General features: G+C 53.3%; 17 protein-coding genes. All 17 read left to right on the forward strand.

Going from position 1 to position 19111, the window contains the following annotated elements; translation table 11 throughout:
• Positions 1 to 3 precede the first annotated feature (3 nt).
• Positions 4 to 1359, forward strand: a complete 1356-nt coding sequence (locus EYD00_RS21915; protein ID WP_034498081.1) for an aminotransferase class I/II-fold pyridoxal phosphate-dependent enzyme — start codon at positions 4 to 6, stop codon at positions 1357 to 1359.
• Positions 1360 to 1372: 13 nt separating this feature from the next.
• The gene (locus EYD00_RS21920) at positions 1373 to 2164 is read left to right on the forward strand and encodes an SDR family NAD(P)-dependent oxidoreductase (RefSeq protein ID WP_034498079.1); all 792 of its coding nucleotides are present in this window, start codon (positions 1373 to 1375) and stop codon (positions 2162 to 2164) included.
• A 61-nt stretch (positions 2165 to 2225) separates the two neighbouring features.
• Positions 2226 to 3821, forward strand: a complete 1596-nt coding sequence (locus EYD00_RS21925) for an LTA synthase family protein (RefSeq protein ID WP_034498078.1) — start codon at positions 2226 to 2228, stop codon at positions 3819 to 3821.
• A complete protein-coding gene (locus EYD00_RS21930) occupies positions 3818 to 5128 on the forward strand; it encodes a capsule polysaccharide biogenesis protein (protein WP_034498075.1) in 1311 nt (436 codons plus the stop codon). The genes EYD00_RS21925 and EYD00_RS21930 overlap by 4 nt, the downstream gene beginning before the upstream one ends.
• A gap of 2 nt (positions 5129 to 5130) precedes the next feature.
• Complete coding sequence (locus EYD00_RS21935; protein ID WP_502685800.1) at positions 5131 to 6492, forward strand: polysaccharide biosynthesis/export family protein; 1362 nt, start codon at positions 5131 to 5133, stop codon at positions 6490 to 6492.
• A 127-nt stretch (positions 6493 to 6619) separates the two neighbouring features.
• The gene (locus EYD00_RS21940) at positions 6620 to 7390 is read left to right on the forward strand and encodes an ABC transporter permease (RefSeq protein ID WP_034498073.1); all 771 of its coding nucleotides are present in this window, start codon (positions 6620 to 6622) and stop codon (positions 7388 to 7390) included.
• Positions 7387 to 8052 (forward strand): ABC transporter ATP-binding protein, encoded by a 666-nt coding sequence (locus EYD00_RS21945; protein ID WP_034498071.1) that lies wholly within the window; start codon positions 7387 to 7389, stop codon positions 8050 to 8052. The genes EYD00_RS21940 and EYD00_RS21945 overlap by 4 nt, the downstream gene beginning before the upstream one ends.
• A complete protein-coding gene (locus EYD00_RS21950) occupies positions 8049 to 9332 on the forward strand; it encodes a KpsE/RkpR family capsule polysaccharide export protein (protein WP_034498069.1) in 1284 nt (427 codons plus the stop codon). Before EYD00_RS21945 ends, EYD00_RS21950 begins: the two co-directional genes overlap by 4 nt.
• Positions 9333 to 9335: 3 nt before the next feature.
• Positions 9336 to 10643, forward strand: coding sequence for a capsular polysaccharide export protein, LipB/KpsS family (locus tag EYD00_RS21955; RefSeq protein WP_286084894.1), 1308 nt, complete (start codon positions 9336 to 9338; stop codon positions 10641 to 10643).
• Positions 10644 to 10652: 9 nt separating this feature from the next.
• Positions 10653 to 11897 carry a glycosyltransferase gene (locus tag EYD00_RS21960; protein WP_081859469.1) on the forward strand — a complete coding sequence of 415 codons (1245 nt, stop codon included), beginning with the start codon at positions 10653 to 10655 and terminating at the stop codon, positions 11895 to 11897.
• Positions 11894 to 13096: a glycosyltransferase family 4 protein gene (locus tag EYD00_RS21965; protein ID WP_081859468.1), complete on the forward strand. Its 1203-nt coding sequence runs from the start codon at positions 11894 to 11896 to the stop codon at positions 13094 to 13096. Before EYD00_RS21960 ends, EYD00_RS21965 begins: the two co-directional genes overlap by 4 nt.
• Positions 13093 to 14655 carry a glycosyltransferase family 4 protein gene (locus tag EYD00_RS21970; RefSeq protein WP_081859467.1) on the forward strand — a complete coding sequence of 521 codons (1563 nt, stop codon included), beginning with the start codon at positions 13093 to 13095 and terminating at the stop codon, positions 14653 to 14655. Before EYD00_RS21965 ends, EYD00_RS21970 begins: the two co-directional genes overlap by 4 nt.
• Positions 14639 to 15370: an acyltransferase gene (locus EYD00_RS21975; protein ID WP_131258912.1), complete on the forward strand. Its 732-nt coding sequence runs from the start codon at positions 14639 to 14641 to the stop codon at positions 15368 to 15370. The genes EYD00_RS21970 and EYD00_RS21975 overlap by 17 nt, the downstream gene beginning before the upstream one ends.
• Before the next feature lie 581 nt (positions 15371 to 15951).
• On the forward strand, positions 15952 to 16149 hold the full coding sequence (locus EYD00_RS21985; RefSeq protein ID WP_034498060.1) for a hypothetical protein: 198 nt from the start codon (positions 15952 to 15954) through the stop codon (positions 16147 to 16149).
• Positions 16139 to 18202 (forward strand): recombinase family protein, encoded by a 2064-nt coding sequence (locus tag EYD00_RS21990; protein ID WP_034498058.1) that lies wholly within the window; start codon positions 16139 to 16141, stop codon positions 18200 to 18202. The genes EYD00_RS21985 and EYD00_RS21990 overlap by 11 nt, the downstream gene beginning before the upstream one ends.
• Positions 18203 to 18337: 135 nt before the next feature.
• Positions 18338 to 18742 carry an IS66-like element accessory protein TnpA gene (gene tnpA, locus EYD00_RS21995; RefSeq protein WP_034498057.1) on the forward strand — a complete coding sequence of 135 codons (405 nt, stop codon included), beginning with the start codon at positions 18338 to 18340 and terminating at the stop codon, positions 18740 to 18742.
• Positions 18739 to 19086 (forward strand): IS66 family insertion sequence element accessory protein TnpB, encoded by a 348-nt coding sequence (gene tnpB / locus EYD00_RS22000; protein WP_034498055.1) that lies wholly within the window; start codon positions 18739 to 18741, stop codon positions 19084 to 19086. Before tnpA ends, tnpB begins: the two co-directional genes overlap by 4 nt.
• The last annotated feature ends 25 nt before the right edge of the window (positions 19087 to 19111 follow it).

Below are 19111 nucleotides of genomic sequence, written 5' to 3' on the forward strand. Positions count from 1 at the left end.
GGGATGCTGGAGAAGCTGCGTGAGCAGCGTGGCAAGGTCGAGAAAAGACGGGACCTCAGGACCACGGAGAAGAATGCACCGCCGCAGAAAAAGTTGCGTGGCGCGTTTGAAGACCATCCTGCCTATAAGTCCCTTCAGATACAGAAGGCTGCTGCGAAATTTGCAGGCGTGAAAAACCCCTTCCATCGCTCGCATGATATCGCCGCCGGGGCGGAGACAATGATAGATGGTCGAAAGCTGATCAATTTCGCATCCTATGATTATCTGGGAACGAATACTCACCCGGACGTTCATGAGGCGGTAAGACGCGCCATTCAACAGTTTGGAGTTTCCTCTTCGGCAAGCAGATTGGTCGCCGGGGAGAGGCCGTTGCATGTCGAGCTGGAGAAATCCATTGCGGAAAATTACGGCGTTGAGGCAGCCGTTTGTTTTGTAAGCGGTTACCTGACAAATCTTTCAGCCATAAGCTGTCTTATGACGCCGCAGGACCTCATCATTCATGATGAGTTCATTCATAACAGTGCGCTTACGGGGGCGCAGCTATCCGGCGCGAAGCGGTTGGTCTTCAAGCACAATGACATAGCCGATCTGGAGCGCATCCTCTCCGGCGCGGCGCAGGGCTATCGAAATGTTCTCGTGATCGTCGAGGGAGTTTACTCCATGGACGGTGACATTGCCGATCTGCCGACCATATTGCGCCTTCGCGATGAATATCCTTTCTGGTTGATGGTTGATGAGGCGCATGCGCTTGGCGTGCTGGGAGCGCAGGGGCGGGGAACATTTGAACACTTCGGTATTGATCCGACCGAAATCGACATCTGGATGGGAACACTGTCGAAAACATCATCGAGTTGTGGTGGTTATATCGCCGGAAACGCGGCTCTGGTGGAAATTCTCAAAGGGCACGCCGGCGGTTTCGTTTACAGCGTCGGCTTAGCCCCTCCTCTGGCGGCCGCGGCGATTGGTAGCCTGGCTGTCTTGCGACAGGAGCCTCAGCGCGTACGTCAGATTTACCGTAACGGACAGCTGTTTCTCGAGGCGGCGAAGAACAGGGAACTGGATACGGGTACGAGCGCCGGCTTTTCGGTTGTTCCGGTCATTGTCGGTGATTCTCTGCGCGCCGTGGAATTGAGCAATCGCCTTTTTGAAGCGGGTATCAATGCGCTGCCCATTATTCATCCCGCCGTGCCTGAACGGCTGGCCAGAATCCGGTTCTTCCTAACGGCTGAACACACGGAAGAGCAGATCTCCCGTGCCGTTGAAACGACTGCAAAGCTTCTCGAAGAGCTTGTCGCACAAAACATCTCAGCCGCGTCCCTGAATCTGGATGAGCTGCAGCGCATCGTCGCAAATCGTTGAGGCGGGGTGGAGTATGCACGCGATCATTACGGGTGGTTCGAGTGGCATCGGCTTGGAGATCGCCCGATTGTGCATCTTGAATGGTTATGACGTTTCGCTCGTCGCAAGAGATGAAAATGCGCTCCGCAATGCCTGTGAAAACCTGCGGCAGGTTGGACCGGGCAGGGTGAATGCGGTTTCGGCCGATGTCAGGCGGATGGATCTACTCCTCGAGGTTTTCGAACAATGCGAACTCGGGTTTGGTGTTTGCGATCTACTGATCACGTCTGCCGGTGTCGTTGAGCCTGCTTTTTTTGAAGAACTCGTTCCTTCGCACTTTGAATTGCAGATGGACATCAATTTTTCAGGCACGGTCAATGCCGTGAGAGCGATCTACGCCGGGATGAAAAGTCGAGACAGGGGAAACATCATGATGATTTCCTCTGCCGCCGCTTTTATCGGTATCCCGGGATATTCCGCCTATTGCGCCTCCAAAGCTGCTCTGGCCGCATTTGCCGAGAGTCTTCGCAGCGAAGTTGGTGCCGGAATCTACATCGGCATAAGTTTCCCTCCCGATACCTGCACGCCGCAGCTTCAGAACGAGCTGCCGAAGAGGCCGCCTCTCGCCAAGGCATTGATGGGAGACACAAGTCCTTGGTCTGTAGATGCCGTTGCCCGGCAGATTTTCGACGGCATCTCCCACCGCAGGCCGGAAGTCCATTTTGGTTTAAAGTTGAAGGTTTTGGCTATGCTGGGCAGCTTCATCAAACCTGTTCTGTACTGGCAGCTGAAGCGGTCTGTCTCACTTCACGCAAGGAAATGCTGACCGGAAAATCAGTGCCTATTTTCACAATCAGGGAAACCTATACGACCGAACGACATCTCTCATGGAAATTCCATTAACGCCTCAAGATCATCCATTCCTGCTGACATCGCTATGCTTTGCCGCAGCTGCTTTTGTAGTATATGTCACAGACCGTTTCGCATTGCCTGCGGAAGCGCGCAGGAAATATTCTCAGGTCCGGAGTCGGCGTCGTTTTTTTGTCGAGAACTGCGCTCGCTTGCCGGTCATCGCTCTGGTATTTGCGTTCTTTTTTGTGATTTCCTGGCGCCCGATCTATGCCGCGAACGCGGCTGCCAGTTATTTCGTTATTTTTACCGCAATTTCACGCGTCAAATTTGCGTTTATTCGCGAGCCGCTGCTGTTTTCCGACATAGCTCTGGTCCTCGACGTATTTAAATACAAGACGATTTTCTACGCGACGAAATTCAACATCATCTTCTGGACTTTCGCGGGCCTATATGTATTCGGCGTCTCGGCGCTGTACATGATTTTTGAGCCAACTGTGCTGCCCTCGAGGCACAAGGCATTCTGGGTCATATTTGGGTTTGTCGGTTACATCGGCCTTTTAAGTCTTCTCTTCGTCAGGCGGGTGAACCGCATTGCCGCAAGCCTGTCGGAAGCCCTTCTCGTCACTCTTAAAGTGAGGCCAAACACGGTCCGGTTTGGAACCTTCACGTCTGTCGTTTTGCACTTCATCGTCTGGCTCGGAAAAAATCGTGACACGCTGGTCAAAGAGATTTCTGATGGCCTGCATCGCGTGATCCACGATTTGATTGAAGGCGAGCATCACGGCGCGCCCTTGGTTGTCGTCTGGCAGTCGGAATCCTTCTATGACTTGCGCAATCTGGGTGATAACCAACTTGAATTGCCGACTATCGACAGGCTGAAGAAGCGGGCGGCGCAATCTGGTAGGCTTACCAATGTGTTTGAAGGCGGTTACACGCTGCGAACGGAATTCGCCGTTCTGAGCGGCTTGAAACCGGAGGAGATTCATGTCGACGCCTCCTACCCGTATCTGCGCGCGGGACATTACGCCGAGTTGGCATGGCCAAATAAATTGTTGAGGAACGGTTGGCACACGCAGTTCATCCACCCATACGACCGCACGTTTTTCATGCGTCATAAAGCCTTGCCACTCTTGGGTTTCGAGCATCTGACGATGCTGGATGAGTTTGATCACCAGCCTACAACTGCCGAGCCCTACGTCTCGGATCATGATCTCACATATAAAGTATTGAAAACGATAGAAAACATCGATGACGACAAGCCCACGTTTGTGTTCGTTGCATCGATGGCGAACCATGGACCGTGGGAAGCTGGTCGATGTGAAGGCTTGACTGAGCCCGTAGGGATCTATCGTGAGCTTCTGCAGCGTGCCGACGATGCCCTTGGAACTCTCGTTGCTGCGCTCGACACCTCGGATCGCCCTGTCTGGCTTGCCTTTTACGGTGATCACGCGCCGCTGCTTAAAAGCTACGCGGACCCGTTCCCGGACCCTCGTACAGATTACTTTGTCGTTCCGTTGGGAGCGGCTGCTCAGAATGCCGGTTCTAAAGTGCAGGTCAGGGAGGAGGCGCCCTGGAATTTGATCGAGACGATCTTGCTTCATGCGAAGTTATACAAAGAGCGGCTTGCATGAACGGCCAGTACCCAGAAGCGGAGGAGAGGGTATTCCTGTTCTTGCAGGGACCGTCTTCTTCGTTGTTTTACAGGTTGGCGGGCCGTCTGGAACATGCCGGCCACCGCTGTCTGCGCATCAATCTCAATGCAGGTGACTGGCTGTTCTGGAGACGGCCGGGGGGTGTCAACTATCGCGGGACCTGGCCTGACTGGTCGGATTACATCCGTGGCTTTCTGCGTGACTTTGGCGTTACCGATCTGATCCTTTTGGGCGAGGAGCGTCCCTATCATCGGGCAGCAATCGAGGCTGCCAAAACGCTGAATGTCGCCGTGACCGTTATCGAAATGGGGTATCTTCGGCCAGATTGGGTTACCGTCGAAAAAGACGGCATGTCTTCGAACTCCAGATTCCCGAATGATCCTGACGAGATCAGGCGCGCGGCGAAGGGACTTCCTGCGCCGGATTTTTCACGGAAGTTCAGTCAGAGCTTCTTGACGGAGGCCTTGCTCGATCTTGCCTATAATCTTCCAAACGTGTTTCTCTCCGCCTTGTATCCCGGTTATCGCCGCCACGGCCTTTTTCATCCCATCGTCGAATATGCGGGTTGGGTCGGACGATTTTTGACGTCATCAGTGAAGCGCCGCAGGGCGGAGAAGCTCGTGGAGGCGGTTGTTCGGTCCGGCCGCGAGTTCTTTGTTTATCCGCTTCAGCTCGAGACGGATTATCAATTGAGATCACATTCGCCGTATTCGACGCAGGCCGAAGCGATCCAGGAGATCATCGCTTCCTTCTCACGATATGCTCCCGATGACGCGGAACTGGTCGTCAAGCTTCACCCGCTCGATAACGGCTTGCTGAAGTGGCGCCACGTGGTTGCTCGAACGGCAAAGTTGAACGGTGTCGAAGCCAGGGTTCATTTTGTGGACGGTGGCGACCTTCTCAGATTGACGGAGGTTAGCCGTGGTCTGGTGACGGTGAATTCAACCGCGGTATTGCATGGCCTGCGGCACGGAATTCCGGTCAAGGTCCTCGGCTGTGCGGTATATGATGTCCAAGGTGCAACCTATCAGGGGGCACTTGATGATTTCTGGCGGACGCCTGAAAGACCCGACACGGCGCTGGTCGAGGATTTTTTTAAGCTTCTGGCCGCAGCCATTCACGTCCGGGGAAACTTTTATTCAGGGGAAGGGGCGGCCGCCGCAGCGGCCGCAATCGCCGGCAGGTTGCTGCGGAACGAGATCAACGCCCCGGGAGGGGATTGTGGGTCCGTCCCACGTCGCCGCCCGGAAAAGCGACATGAAGCCAGAGAGGCGGCCGCGTTGTAACAATGGCACATGCAGCAGCAAAGACGTGGGTGCGAGTTGCTGTGTCATATTTTGTGGTCTTCATTAATCTCGTGTTGAGGTTAAAAGGTCATGGGTTTATGCAACTGTGTCGAGTGTTTGGACAGGGCGGCGTTCGCGTTGGAATACAAGTATTTCTGGGGATGTTTGGTTTGGGTTTTCTGGGGACTTCGAAACTTTTTCGCAACTGCTTTATCGTCGTTTCGACAATTGGCATTGGCGGATGCGACACATTGCCAAGCGCCGGCCCCACTGCTGATGAGATAAAATCACAGGCTGGCAAGCCGGCGATGGTGAAAGGCGACTCCGTTTCCACGGTCTTCGATGTCGTCGATGTCAGTCATCGTTCGGCGCAGATGATTGCGAACTTCTCCACGACGACGCTCCACAGGCGCTTCGGTATTGGCGGGGCAGCCAAGCGCGTTGTGATTGGCGTCGGTGATCAGCTCAAGGTTTCCATTTTCGAAGCCGGTGCGAACGGGCTGTTTTCAAGCTCCGAGAACAAGCAGACGGTTCTGGACGTGGTTGTGCAGCCAGATGGAACCGCCGCAATTCCTTATGTCGGCACCGTCAAATTTGCTGGCGCCACCCTTGAAGAGGCGCGCCAGAAGATTCTCTCGGGCCTGATCAGCAAAGCGATCGAGCCGGACGTTCTTGTTACCAGTGTTGCCACAAGTTCCAGAAACGTTACCGTCTCCGGCGCCGTAGGGCGCCCTTCCATGGTGCCGATGAGCCTCACAGGTGAGACTATTACCGAGGTGATCGCAAAGGCCGGTGGTCCGAGTGCTCAGCCTTATGAATCCTATGTTACCCTTGTTCGCGGGCGCGCGACCGGCAGCGCGCTTCTCAAGACGGTCATCGAAAATCCGTCTGAGAATATCTACGTCCAGCCCGGTGACCAGATATTCGTCACTAAGGATCCACGAACATTTACCGTCCTTGGAGAGGTCAGCAAGAACAGCCGGATCGAGTTCGGGGCAAACGACCTTAATATTCTGGAGGCGGTGGCAATGGCCGGAGGTGGAGCCTCCGATCGTTCCAATGCCGCCGGCTATTTTGTGTTCCGTTATGAAGAACCCGAAATCGTGGCGGATCTGCTTGGTGCGGAGCGCTTCAGGCAGCTGCGTGACAAGGGCATGAACCCGAACAATGACGGGCGTTACCCGCTGGTCTATCGCCTGGACATGACCCGCGCCGACAGTCTCATCGTTGGCCAGACGTTCCCGATCAAGAGCCGCGACGTTATCTATGTTTCCCGTCACCCCGTGGTTGATCTGGATCGCTTCCTGCAGCTCGTCGGAAGGCCGATAGGAACCGCATACCAGGTTAGAAATCTGGTTGATTAAGCTTTCTTCCGTTGCCGTTGAGTGTCATAAATACCGCAAATCGTGCTAGGAATGCGAGAGGTGCGCGACTTTTGCCTTTCGTGGGCACTTTTTTCTGCGGTTTAAGTGAGATGCGGAGGTGCCGGGAGTGTATTACCTGAAGGCTCATATCCGCGTGGTTGGTGCGCTTCTGATCCGCGAGATGTCGACGCGATTTGGCAGCAAGCCTGGCGGATATGTCTGGGCAATCATTGACCCGGCCGGCCACATAGCATTCATGTCGCTGATTTTCATGGCGATAACGCATACGCCCGCTCTCGGGAAAAGTTTCGCGCTCTTTTTTGCGACGGGTTATCTCGCCTTTCAGTTCTACGCGGCAATGGCAGGTTTCCTGAACGGGGCGGTCAAAGCCAACCGCACATTGCTCAGCTACCCCAACGTCGCGCCGATCGACACGATCGTCGCCCGTTATATTCTGCAGGCGGGAACAACCTCGGTCGTGTCCTTCTGCGTCCTCGGCGTGATCCTGTTGACGGTCGATCAGCCCGTATACCTCAATTGGCCCGCGATTATCGAGGCGGCTTTCGCGGCGACCGTGCTCGGTCTGGGGATCGGCATATTCAACAATGTCGCCACGTTGCGGTTTCCGCTTTACGAACAGGTCTTCAACATCATCAACAGGCCGATGTTCCTGATCTCCGGCGTTTTTTTCCTGCCTGACGCGCTTCCCGCACCGGTCCGCGATATTGTTTTGCTCAATCCGCTGGTTCATGTCGTCATGTTGTTCCGAAAAGGGTTTTATCCGGAATACCGAGCGGAAATGATGAATATGACCTATCTCTATTCCTTCGCTCTAACGATCCTGTTCATGGGTCTTCTTCTGTTCACCCGCTCAGCGTCCGTGTTGAGGAGCCGATGATCAGACTGGAACAGGCAACGAAATATGCGCGGGTTAAAGGTTTCAAGAAGCCGATCATTGAAAATGCGTCGCTTGTCATAAATCGTGGCCGCAGCATCGGTTTGCTTGGCCGCAACGGCGCAGGCAAATCGACTTTGCTGCAGCTGATCGCCGGCTCCCTGCAACTGGACGGGGGGCGGATTGTCCGCAGGGGCCGCATCTCTTGGCCGCTCGGTTTCCAGGGTAGTTTCCAGCCGAGCATGTCGGGTGAACAAAATGTTCGGTTCGTGGCACGTATCTACGGGGTCGATACCGAAGAACTGGTCGCATATGTCGAAGAATTTGCGGAATTGGGAGCCTTTTACAAAGCGCCGGTAGGCACCTATTCTTCGGGAATGAAGGCCAGGCTCGCATTCGGCGTCAGTATGGGCGTCAAGTTTGACTATTATCTGGTCGATGAAATAACGGCGGTTGGCGATGCCAACTTCAAGCAGAAGTGTCACGAGGTATTCCAGCATCGCTTGCAGGACTCGGATGTGATAATGGTATCTCACAGCACGGGAACGATCCGCGATTATTGCCAGAGCGGTGTCGTTCTCGAAAATGGAAAACTGACGTATTTCGATGATGTCGAGGATGCGATCCGCGTTCATGATCGCAATATGAAAGGAAGTGGTAAATGAGCGACGATCAACAGCGTTCCAGCAACAAGGTGGAGACCGCTCAGCTTCCAGCAAAACGCACCAACACCTCGGTGATTGATAATCTGCTGAAGGTTGATCTGAAAGCTGAGCGTGACAACACATCACGTCAGGCGAAAGCGTCGCCGAACAAGCGGAAGAGGCTGAAAGGACTTAAGCTCCGCCATGCGGTGATTGGCGCCGGTTTCCTGCTCGCTGTTGCGCTTCCCACCACGATTTCTGGATTATACATGGCATTCGTCGCGGCGGATCAATATCACAGTTCCGCGGCCTTCGCCGTGCGCAGCATCGATGGAAAGGTGAGCAGCGATATTCTTGGCATGTTCACGCAAAGCGCGGGCGGCAGCACGACCGGTGCGGATTCATATATGCTGCTCGATTACGTCCGCAGCGAGCGCATGATCGAGGCCGTATCGCAGAGGATCGATCTCGAGAAGGCTTTTGCGCGTCGTGGCATGGATTTCTTCTATGCGCTCGAGCCGAACCTTCCCATCGAAGAAAAGCTTGTTTACTGGAAGGATATGGTGAAGGTCGATTATGACCATACGTCATCGATCCTCAATATTACCGTTAAGGCATTCGATCCCGAGACGGCGAAAACCATTGCTGCGGCCGTGATTATGGAGAGCGAGAGACTGATCAACGATCTGTCACTCAATGCGCGAAACGGCGTTCTGAAGGCGTCGCAGGATGAGGTTGCGCTTGCAGAAGGTCGTCTTTCCGCGGCCCGCATGGCATTGCGCAATTTCCGGGATGTGTCGCAGGAGGCTGACCCCGTCGAAGCCGCAAAGCTTGCCGCGCAGCTCGTCGGCTCCCTAGAGCAGCAGTTGACGCAACTGAAGGCGGAACTTACGGCCGCGCTGACGCGAATGGCACCGAACTCGCCGCGCATCCGTGTCATCACAACGCAGATCGAAAGTCTTGAAAAGCAGCTGGAGCAGGAAAAACGCCGTTTCGGCGGCGGCGACATGGGAAGTAGTCAGTCCGGCGATGTCGCTACTCGGATTCTGCAATACGAATCTCTGGAAACGGAACGCGAATTTGCGGAAAAGGCTTATACCGCCGCGCTTGGCGGGCTGGAAAAGGCCCGGATGGATGCCAACAACCAACAGCGATATCTCGCGACTTTCATTGAGCCGACGTTGTCGCAGCTGGCGCAATATCCCTCACGCCTCATGAATGTCGCACTGGTGTTCTTGGGCGGCCTGTTCCTGTGGGGCGTCATCACCATGGCTTATTATAATATTCGCGATCGCAGCTGACCGATGGATGCTTCACTGAACAACTGGCGCAGTCCGCTTGCGGTGCGCGCGGAGGCGCTCACGCAGCCGGGTCCAGTCATCGCCTTTCACATGAAGGCGTGGAAACACCCCTTCCTGCGACAGTTCTTTCCGCACAAGCAGTTTCATTTCGTACCGTTCCGGATCACGGAGCGCGATTTTCGCCGCAGGATATTGCCGCTTATGGCTGCGCCACAGAAGCCGGTAATCCTTGTGTGGAGCAATAATCTTCCCCCCTTCGCGCTGCATGAGATCGAACTCCTTGGCCTTCAGGTTTATTTCATGGAGGACGGCTTCATACGCTCGCTGGAAGCGCATGCGGGCTATTCGGTCCCATTCTCTTTGTCACTGGATAGCCTGCGGCCGTATTTCGATAGCCGAGGCCCCAGTGATCTGGAGCAGCTTCTGCTGCATTATGACTTTGATGGTGACCCGGCGCTGATTCAGCGTGCACGCGAGGGCATCCGGCGAATATTGCAGCAGAGGCTGACGAAGTATAACGGCCGCCTGGCGCCGCCCGTCGCTCAAAAGAATAGCGGCCAGAGCCGTCGCCCTCAAGTCTTGGTTGTCGGCCAAGTGGAGGAGGATGCTTCCATTCTTTATGGATGCGATCGTCCGTTTACGAATAACGACCTCGTGCGTCTGGCTGCGCAGGAAAACCCCCATGCGGATGTCGTTTACAAGCCGCACCCAGATGTGTTGAGCCGGATGCGCCGGGAGGTCTCGAACCCGGATGAGGTGGCGCACCTGTGCACCATCATGAAGGGGCAGGTTTCTTTGCCGGATGCGCTGGAGTACGCGGACCACATCTATACCATCACGTCTCTTGCGGGTTTCGAGGCTCTGATAAGGGGAAAGAAAGTCACGACTGTCGGCGCGCCTTTCTACACTGGCTGGGGTTTGACGGATGACAGGCAGCCTCTGACCCGTCGTGGCAGAACGCTCTCGGTGGAGGCGTTGTTTGCCGCAGCCTATATCTTGTACCCGATGTACTTTAATCCTGGCACCGGGCACACCTCCACGTTTGAGGAAACAATAGATTGCCTCGCAGATCCCCTGGCACAGCCGAGCGTATCATTGGCCGGAAGGGTCGAGTGGCAGCCTTACGGCACCTATGGGCTGCTTGGCTGGCGCCATTTGTTGACACCCATTGTCGCCCGTGCGGTGGCGAAGCTAGGAAATGAACGGGATGTAGTGCAATACCGGAGTAATCCAGCTGGATTCTTTGCAGAGTTATCTGATAGCCGAGTGCGTTGGCTCGGTCGGATCATATATCCTTGGGGTTGTAAGTAAGTTATTCTGATGTCGCGGATTTTTCTTGATATTAGTCGCATTATGAGCCGGTTGGGAACAGATACACCCAGTGGAATAGATCGTGTAGAGCTTGAGTATGCTACGTTTATATCTTCTCTTGGCGGCTCGTTTGTGATGCAGGTCGCCAATCGTTTGGCAATCGTTCCGCAAACCTTGGTGGTTGAAATTATAGACGCTTTGTCAAAGGTGTGGGATGCAGGTAATCCGAATGCGATGACAGTATACAGTGCTGTCCGTAATTGGCGTAAGAACGCTGTACGCCAAGCGAAAGCCCAGAAATCAGTTTTCCTATCGAGCTTTCTGAAATTCAATTTAGTCTCCACTGATCTTATCTGGTTGGATCAAGCTGACGTAGTCTTTCCTGCCGACTGGTACCTAAATGTTGGACATTTAGGTGCTGAAAACCCTCGCTTATTCGAAGTATTAAAGCAAAAAGAAATGAAAATTGCTTTCTATATACACGACGTGCTTCCTATAACGCATCCTGAACTTTTTAAGGAAGGCGAGTTTGACCGGCATTTTGCAAGGATAAAAAATATTGAACGTTATTGCGATTATTTATTTGTAAACTCAGATTATACTTTATCAGAATTGTCTCGAATTATAAGCGGTGTACAAGCATCTATACTTGAAATCGGAACTCATTTTTCGGAGCAAAGATCAAATATTCTATCTGATCCCAATCGTAGTGGCTTCGTCAGCATAGGGACAATAGAGCCGCGTAAAAACTATTTATGGTTGGCTAGATCTTGGTTGGATTTCTGTGAGCGAAATGCATCAGTTGTTAATGATGAAAAACTAACGATTTTCGGGAAGGTCGGGTGGCTATCTCGCCACGACATGGAACTGCTTTCCCAAATGACCCAAACGAGTAGGCATTTAGAAATAGTTACTGGTGCGACCGATTTAGACATCGCCGATAGACTATCTAGCGCGCGTGCATACATTTCCGCATCAAAGGTCGAGGGATGGGGAATGCCTTTGGCCGAGAGTTTGGCCATCGGAACTCCTGTTCTCGCGACTAACATCGCCGCGCACAGAGAGGCTAGTCAAGGGCTTGCTGAGTACTTTGATTTGGATTTGGAGCATTTTTTTGCTGTAGTGTCCGCGTGTTTTGATGCATGCGAATATGAAAAGATGACGGTGAAAACAAGACGATTCCTTGCTTGGAGCTGGAACAAGCATTTCGACGATTTACAAAATGCGCTTTGTGGAAAAGGCCACTCAAAATGACAAAAAAAATGAATCTCCTAATTACATCAGTTGACTCATTTCCGCGGATGGGTGGCGTCTCAACTCTGGCGTACGAGGTAACGCAGGCACTTAGTTCGAAGGGATGCGAATGTGTGTATGTCGGGCCGCGAGGCACACACTTTGGCAATAGACCTACGCGCTTTCGTGTTTATGAAGATTGGGAATCAGATCCGAAACTTCGGGCTGGTGAAGGGGCCACTTTAGAGGACGAGCGGATTTTTGATCTTTTTAGGAAAATCTTGGATGCTTATTCCCTTCATGCCGCGGTTGCTCTACATCCGTTCTACTACGGTCCAGCTGCTGTTCAGTCCGCTCGATTTTTAGATTTACCGTCAGCCGTGATGGTACATGGGACTGAATTGACCAGTCAATTTCCCGGTGCGATCGATGGTGATGTGCATCAAAGTGCACTCGGATATGGTAATTCTTTGGCGGACAGGCTATCAAATACTTTGAGGTCTTCGGATGTAGTTTTATCCAATAGTAGTTTTACGGCAAAAATAGCTGAACATATTCGTCCCAACATAAATTCAAAGGTTATAGGTTGCGGCATATCTGAGCGAATGCTTAGCCATTTGGAAAATAGGACACCAGTCTATCAAGCGAAATTGAAAGTTCGACGAAGAGAGCGCCTTGGGTTAGACCGTGGCACTTTAATCGCGTATGTGGGAAGATTAGTCGCGCATAAGAATCTCTTTAAACTGATAGACATTGGGGCCAACACCGGGTTTCAAGTCCTTATCATGGGGAATGGACCTCTTAAGGAGGATTTAGAAGAGTATGCGAGGTTTACTGGGGCAACGGTTACTTTTGAAACTGACGCAGATGATGAACGAAAATGGCAAATCCTAGAAGCAGCGGATTTTGGTTATCTAATGTCTGGATATGACGCCAAAACGGGCGGATTCGAGGGATTTGGTATATCCATGCTTGAGTATTGTGCTGCAGGTGCGGTCTGTTTGACCGAGGGTACGCACGGAATGTCCGACTTCGCCCAAAGTGAGATTACAACTTTCAATCCTTTTAATGAAACGAAAGAAATAGACTACTGCCGCATCCAGGAGGTGGGACAGGATGAGCGGCTTATGGGCTCAATAGTGGAGAACGCACGTATTTCTATACGTGAAGACTACACTTGGGAGCGGGTTGCGGACAAAATAGTGGGTAGTTTTCTATGAGTACCATCAGCGATCGTATAAGGACTGCTATAAACGGAAAAAAAACAATAATTGTTTCCGATCGGTATTTACCGAAGTCGTATGGCGGGGCGGAGGTTAGTTTACACAATGCATTGTGTGCGGCAGATGAAGCTTTTCGTTCAAATGCACTCGTTGTTTTTTTTGATCCAGATATAATTGAGCCTCACCTTTACAGTATTGCTAGAATATCTGTTTTGGCTGTACCAGACTCCGCGGCTTGGCCTTTTAACTCATTGTCGCGCGGTCGACATAGTCAGCTTTTGAAGAGTGGATTTTATCGTCGTATTGCGAAATATGCCTTACCAATCAGAGATGCATTTAGGTATGAGAGCTTTTTTAGCCGCCTAGGAGCTTATTACTTGGAAATTGGACCGAAACCTCGTGGTGGGGTTCAAACTGAGTTCCTGATCGGGAGTAATGACTACAGAGTTAAAATTCTGAATGAGATTATTCGAAATACAGACTGTCAGCAGCTTATAGCTGATAACACGCGAAGTATTATGGCGGTGAGTAGAGTGAAAAAAAAGGGGGTGAGAACAGTAGCGATTGTGCGTGATCACCGCTTTAATTGCGCCCGGCACAATCAAATTATGATGGTTGGCAATAATCACTGTTCCGTGTGCGATTTTTCATGTTCCAAGGAGGATAGTAAAAACTCTTTCTTTTCAAGGCTCTTCCACAAAATGCACCTTACCAAGGTTTACAATATTCGGAAAAAATCATTGGGATCTTTTTCTGAGGTTGTTGTAACGAGCCATTATCTCGCTAGGAATATTGGTCGGCTACTTGGTTCTGATTCGAAAGTCACCAGAGTGCCTAATCCAGCCGGATCATACACGGAGGTTATGTCTTTTTGCAGGGGTGTAGCTGAGGATAAGAAAAACACTATTCTCGTCATAGGCATGCTAAATGAAGCAAAAGGCCAGCTCGAGTTGGTGAATAAATCTATTAAGTGGTTGAGTAAGAGAAAGGATGTTCAGTTCATATTTGCGGGGCGTGGCGATAGAACGAAAAAATCTATTCAGGCGATGGCAGATAAGAATGGCTTAAAGCAGAATTTTGTCTTTAAAGATTATGTTGGTCGTGAAGAGTTATTCAAATTAATTAAGTCATCGAAGGTTATACTTCTGCCAACCCGTTGGAAAGAGCCTTTCGGACGAGTTCCGCTTGAGGCTGGCTTGGCTCGAAAGGCTGTCGTAAGTTTCGCCGTTGGTGGCATATGTGAAACTATCATTGACGGTCGAACGGGACTTTTAGTTCAACCGGGTAACTACGATGCGTTATTTCAAGCTTGTGATCGTCTTCTCGACGACGGAGGATTGCGCTTTAAGCTTGGTGATGAAGCATTTAACCACGTTGTCGCGAATTATCTTGATGACCACACGAGCCGTCGTCTCATTGACGTTTTTTTGGGTGTGCATCCGTCAGACCTGCGGGATCTGTATGATGAGAAATATCGGCTAGGTCGTTCGTGCATTTCCACCATCGCCACTGGGAAAACTGAACAAGTAGGAATGGCGCATGTCGATCCCCATTAGAAATGTGATCCCTATAGACACGTCGTCCTTAGGTTCGTTCAAAGGTATTAAAATAAAGCGGGGGGACCCTGCGCGTTTGGAGCTTTATCTTGGGGATAAGGCACGCAAGGCGCTACAGGACGGGACCTCTAAGCTTGCGATTGGGATGAGGCCAGAGTTGGAACGTGGTAGGGTTTCTATTGGGGCATTTACGGGCGAAATATCAGTTAGCCTAATGGCGGGAAGGAGTGACGTAGAAATAGGGGATTGTGGCCATCTTAACTTAGAAATGACGCTGTATGAGGAATCCTCTTTGGTTGTTGGTGATAGAACAACCTGTAACTCAGCGAATTTAATTCTTTCATCTTCGCGAATTTCGATCGGTAATGACTGTATGTTTTCCCACGATATTGTGCTTCAATCTTGTGATCAGCATGGAATTATTGATTTATGTTCTATGGAAATCGTGAACACGAAGAGGAATATCAGTGTAGAGGATCATGTTTGGTTGGGGCGCGGTAGCTTTTTGTGCCCGGGCACGGTTGTACAAAAAGGGTCAATAGTGGCAGGAATGTCGGTTGTCACCAAGAATGTCGCGCCGTTTTCGCTCGTTGCTGGAGCTCCTGCTGTAATGGTCCGGTCGAATGTCTCGTGGTCTCGATCTTTGCTCGATATTGACCAGCGAACTGCATCCTTTTTACGAAAGAATGCTCCGCGATTTCTCTCAAATAATTAGTGATTGGGGACGCCTAGTGGTTCAGTTTGATCTTAGAAGGGGCTTTTGACCTTGCCCCCAGGTTTTATCCAGTTTTGAGTTCGCTCCAGTGAATAGTTGAAGTGCTCCCCGATTTTGGGCCAACGGGAGCTGGAATTTTCCGGGGTTATGGCTCATGTCGGCGGTGGTGCCGATGAGCCGCTCATGAGCGAAATCGGCACTTTGTTGCCGATCGCGCTGTGTAGCCGGAACTCATTATACAACACGACGACAGAACACCCACGGGACCGAGGTTCGCGAGCTTTTGTATCCGTGGCATCCCTGGTCCGGGCGGCTCGTTCACGTCCATGAGGCGCTATCCAAAGGGACGCATATTTTCCGCTGCAGTCTTTCTGGTGCTTCCTCTGATCGACTTCTTGAAGTCCCGTCTTGGATGTTCGACCGATCTGTGAGTGGAACCTGGCGCAGCCTGTCGATTCCGCACGTCGATCTCGCAAGCCTGCATATTTTGGCAAGATTGTTGAAGGACGCTGATGCCTCATCGCAATCTTCGGTAATGGGCGCAGCATTGGTCTCTCACGAAACGAGTCGGAGAGATGTCCATGCCCCACCAGCCCATGACATACCAGTTCGATCTGTTCTCGGCCCCGCAGCGGGGAAAGACGGCAGGGATGCCGCAATGGCCGGAGTTGCCGGAGGAAACCCGCCAGGCACTGACGGTTCTCATCGTGCGACTGTTCGTCGATCATGCAAGGTGCGAGCCGGTCTCCCAACAGAAGGAGACCGGCCATGATGCATGAGAAGATCGGGCCGCATCATCTGGAGCGGAAGGCCATCCTGTATGTTCGGCAGTCATCAGCTCATCAGGTTCTGCACAATCGAGAAAGCAGCGCCCTCCAGTACGCCATGCGCGACCGGCTGGCAGCGCTTGGATGGTCACAAATAGACACGGTGGATGACGACCTTGGTCGCTCGGCCGCCGGCGGCGTGATCCGCGCTGGATTTGACCGGATGGTGGCGGAAGTCTGCCTTGGCAAGGTTGGCGCCGTGGCCGCGCGTGAGGTATCGCGCTTCGCCCGCAACAGCCGGGACTGGCAGCAACTTATCGAGATGTGCCGCGTTGTCGATACCATCCTGATCGACCAGGAAGCGGTTTATGCGCCCCGCCAGAGCAACGACCGTCTGCTTTTGGGTTTGAAGGGCAGCCTCAACGAGTATGAGCTCGATCTCTTGCGTCAGCGTTCCCTTTCCGCCCGCTATGAGAAGGCTCGCCGCGGTGAACTCATCGTCAGCGTCCCGGCCGGCTTCGTGAAGGCGGGTGACAGGATCGAGAAGGATCCCGACCGACGCATCCAGGAAGCCATCGCACTTGTCTTCGACAAGGTTGCCGAACTCGGCAGTGCGCGGCAGGCTCTGCTATGGTTCCTCGAGCAGGGGCTGGACCTGCCGGTCAGGTACACCAATGGTGAGGTCATCTGGCGCAGGCCAAATTATGCCACCATCCACCGGATGATTGCGAACCCGATCTACGGCGGAGCGTACGCTTATGGTAAGAGTCGCTCCGTGCCCCGATACGATGGCCGATCTGGAATTCGTCACAAGGCGCGTGATGAATGGTTGGCGCTGATCCCGGATGCACATGAAGGTTACGTCAGTTGGGAACGGGCGGAGGAGATCCGCAAGATGTTGAGCGACAATGTGCCAGCCAGCCGCCACCACGGGGCGCCGAAGCACGGCGACGCTCTGCTTGCCGGCCTTTTCCGTTGCAAGAGGTGTGGTCGAAAGCTGACCGTCCGGTACACCGGAAACAAGCATAACATTCCGCGCTATTCCTGCTGGCGTGGTCTGCTCGATAATGGTGAGCCTCGCTGCATTGCTTTCGGCGGTCTGCGGGTCGATGATGCGATCGAAGAGGCACTGCTCGGCGTGGTGGAACCAGGAGCTATTGCCGCCGCCGTCGAGGCGGAACGTACTATGGCCAGCCAACGCGATCAGGTTCAGGATGCCTTTCTGCGTGACCTCGAGGCGGCGCGCTACGCCGCCGATAGGGCATTCCGGCAATATGACGCGGCCGATCCGGAGAACAGGCTGGTGACCTCGGAGCTCGAAGCACGCTGGAACAAGGCGCTCGCTCGCGTCGGGGAGATCGAGGCCAGGATTGCCAAACATCGGACGGTTACGCCGCAGCCATTCCCCATGTCCGCCTCACAGGTAACTGACCTTGCGGGGAACCTTCGCACCGTCTGGACAGCCCCGACAACAGATACAAGGCTAAAGAAGCGCATCGTGCGCACGCTCATCAATGAAGTGGTCGCCGATCTCGATGATGGAGCCTCTGAGATCGTACTCGTCATTCATTGGGTTGGTGGCGTCCACACCGAACTGCGCCTGCCGAAGCGGCGCCGAGGACAAAGAAACGCCACGCCTGACGACATTGTCGACGCTGTGCGACAGCTCGTCCTTATTGCCAATGACGATGTGATTGCCGGTGTCCTCAATCGCAACGGACTGACGACCGGCAATGGCAATCGCTGGACACGGGAGCGGGTCACTGCGCTGAGGTCATATCGCAAGATTCCAGTCTTCCGCCCCCAGATCGACGGGGTCGAGCCGTGGCTTAATCTGGGCGGTGCGGCGAAGTTGCTCGGGATAACGCCAAAGACACTGCGTCTGGCGGCTGAGGCTGGCGAGATTGAGGGAACTCATCCGCTACCCGATGGCCCATGGATCTTCAGCCGTTCAAAACTCGCGACCTCACAAACACGTCAGATCCTCGATCGGGTCCGGCAGAACCCCCGACACCCCACAGGATCGCATCCAGATCAGGAAAGCTTATTCCCTTCAACAACATAGAAAGATGGGCGTTATGAAACAGGATTGTAGTCTCTACGCCAATCCTCCATCTTTGCCGTAAGCCCACGGTGAAGGCCGTCTTGCGATGATGTGCTGCTGACTGCCAGTCCTAGTGGTAACACTAGGAGTAGTCACATGACGAAGCATCCAATCGAGGTGATCACGTCCGTCGAGCGCCGCCGCCATTGGTCACGCGAGGATAAGGAACGGCTTGTCGCGGCCTGCTTTGAGCCGGGTGCGGTTATCTCGGAGGTTGCCCGCGCTGCTGGAATCCATGTCAGCCAACTCTTTCGCTGGCGCAAGGAGCTTTGCCAGATTGAGGGGCCCGCAAAACACGCGACCACTACGTTGGTGCCGATTATCGTGTCGGATGCCGCACCTGCAGCCCATTCAGCAGCCACGGAACCGCCGATGACATCACGCCGGAAGCGCAGCGATGTAACGATCGAGCTCGGCCGGGGCCGTCGCGTCCGCGTGGATAGCGATATCGACACGGAGGCGCTTGGCCGCATTCTCGATTGTGTGCTGGGCCTGCGATGATCCCGGTTCCTGCTGGCGTGAAGGTCTGGTTGGCGACCGGCCATACCGATATGCGCAAAGGCTTCCCCGGTCTGTCGTTGATGGTGCAGGAGGCGCTGAAGCGTGACCCGATGTGTGGACACCTGTTCGTATTCCGCGGCCGCGGCGGTGGCCTGATCAAGGTGATCTGGCATGACGGCCAGGGCGCTTGCCTGTTCACGAAGAAGCTGGAGCGTGGCCGCTTCATCTGGCCATCAGCGGCCGATGGCACGGTGGTGATCACACCTGCGCAGCTCGGTTATCTGCTGGAAGGTATCGACTGGCGGATGCCGCAAAAGACCTGGCGGCCGACGTCGGCCGGATAAGCAAAAACACTGGAATGACAGGCTC

The sequence above is a fragment of the Agrobacterium sp. 33MFTa1.1 genome (genome assembly GCF_004328495.1).
GTDB lineage: Bacteria > Pseudomonadota > Alphaproteobacteria > Rhizobiales > Rhizobiaceae > Agrobacterium > Agrobacterium pusense.

What these genes read in the sequence shown, in the direction of transcription:
- EYD00_RS21960 (WP_081859469.1), top strand. Translation starts at nt 10,653, where the DNA reads ATGTCGCGGATTTTTCTTGATATTAGTCGCATTATGAGCCGGTTGGGA.
- tnpB (WP_034498055.1), top strand. Translation starts at nt 18,739, where the DNA reads ATGATCCCGGTTCCTGCTGGCGTGAAGGTCTGGTTGGCGACCGGCCAT.
- EYD00_RS21945 (WP_034498071.1), top strand. Translation starts at nt 7,387, where the DNA reads ATGATCAGACTGGAACAGGCAACGAAATATGCGCGGGTTAAAGGTTTC.
- EYD00_RS21975 (WP_131258912.1), top strand. Translation starts at nt 14,639, where the DNA reads ATGTCGATCCCCATTAGAAATGTGATCCCTATAGACACGTCGTCCTTA.
- EYD00_RS21990 (WP_034498058.1), top strand. Translation starts at nt 16,139, where the DNA reads ATGATGCATGAGAAGATCGGGCCGCATCATCTGGAGCGGAAGGCCATC.
- EYD00_RS21950 (WP_034498069.1), top strand. Translation starts at nt 8,049, where the DNA reads ATGAGCGACGATCAACAGCGTTCCAGCAACAAGGTGGAGACCGCTCAG.
- EYD00_RS21970 (WP_081859467.1), top strand. Translation starts at nt 13,093, where the DNA reads ATGAGTACCATCAGCGATCGTATAAGGACTGCTATAAACGGAAAAAAA.
- EYD00_RS21955 (WP_286084894.1), top strand. Translation starts at nt 9,336, where the DNA reads ATGGATGCTTCACTGAACAACTGGCGCAGTCCGCTTGCGGTGCGCGCG.
- EYD00_RS21925 (WP_034498078.1), top strand. Translation starts at nt 2,226, where the DNA reads ATGGAAATTCCATTAACGCCTCAAGATCATCCATTCCTGCTGACATCG.
- EYD00_RS21935 (WP_502685800.1), top strand. Translation starts at nt 5,131, where the DNA reads ATGGCACATGCAGCAGCAAAGACGTGGGTGCGAGTTGCTGTGTCATAT.
- tnpA (WP_034498057.1), top strand. Translation starts at nt 18,338, where the DNA reads ATGACGAAGCATCCAATCGAGGTGATCACGTCCGTCGAGCGCCGCCGC.
- EYD00_RS21920 (WP_034498079.1), top strand. Translation starts at nt 1,373, where the DNA reads ATGCACGCGATCATTACGGGTGGTTCGAGTGGCATCGGCTTGGAGATC.
- EYD00_RS21985 (WP_034498060.1), top strand. Translation starts at nt 15,952, where the DNA reads ATGCCCCACCAGCCCATGACATACCAGTTCGATCTGTTCTCGGCCCCG.
- EYD00_RS21915 (WP_034498081.1), top strand. Translation starts at nt 4, where the DNA reads ATGCTGGAGAAGCTGCGTGAGCAGCGTGGCAAGGTCGAGAAAAGACGG.
- EYD00_RS21965 (WP_081859468.1), top strand. Translation starts at nt 11,894, where the DNA reads ATGACAAAAAAAATGAATCTCCTAATTACATCAGTTGACTCATTTCCG.
- EYD00_RS21930 (WP_034498075.1), top strand. Translation starts at nt 3,818, where the DNA reads ATGAACGGCCAGTACCCAGAAGCGGAGGAGAGGGTATTCCTGTTCTTG.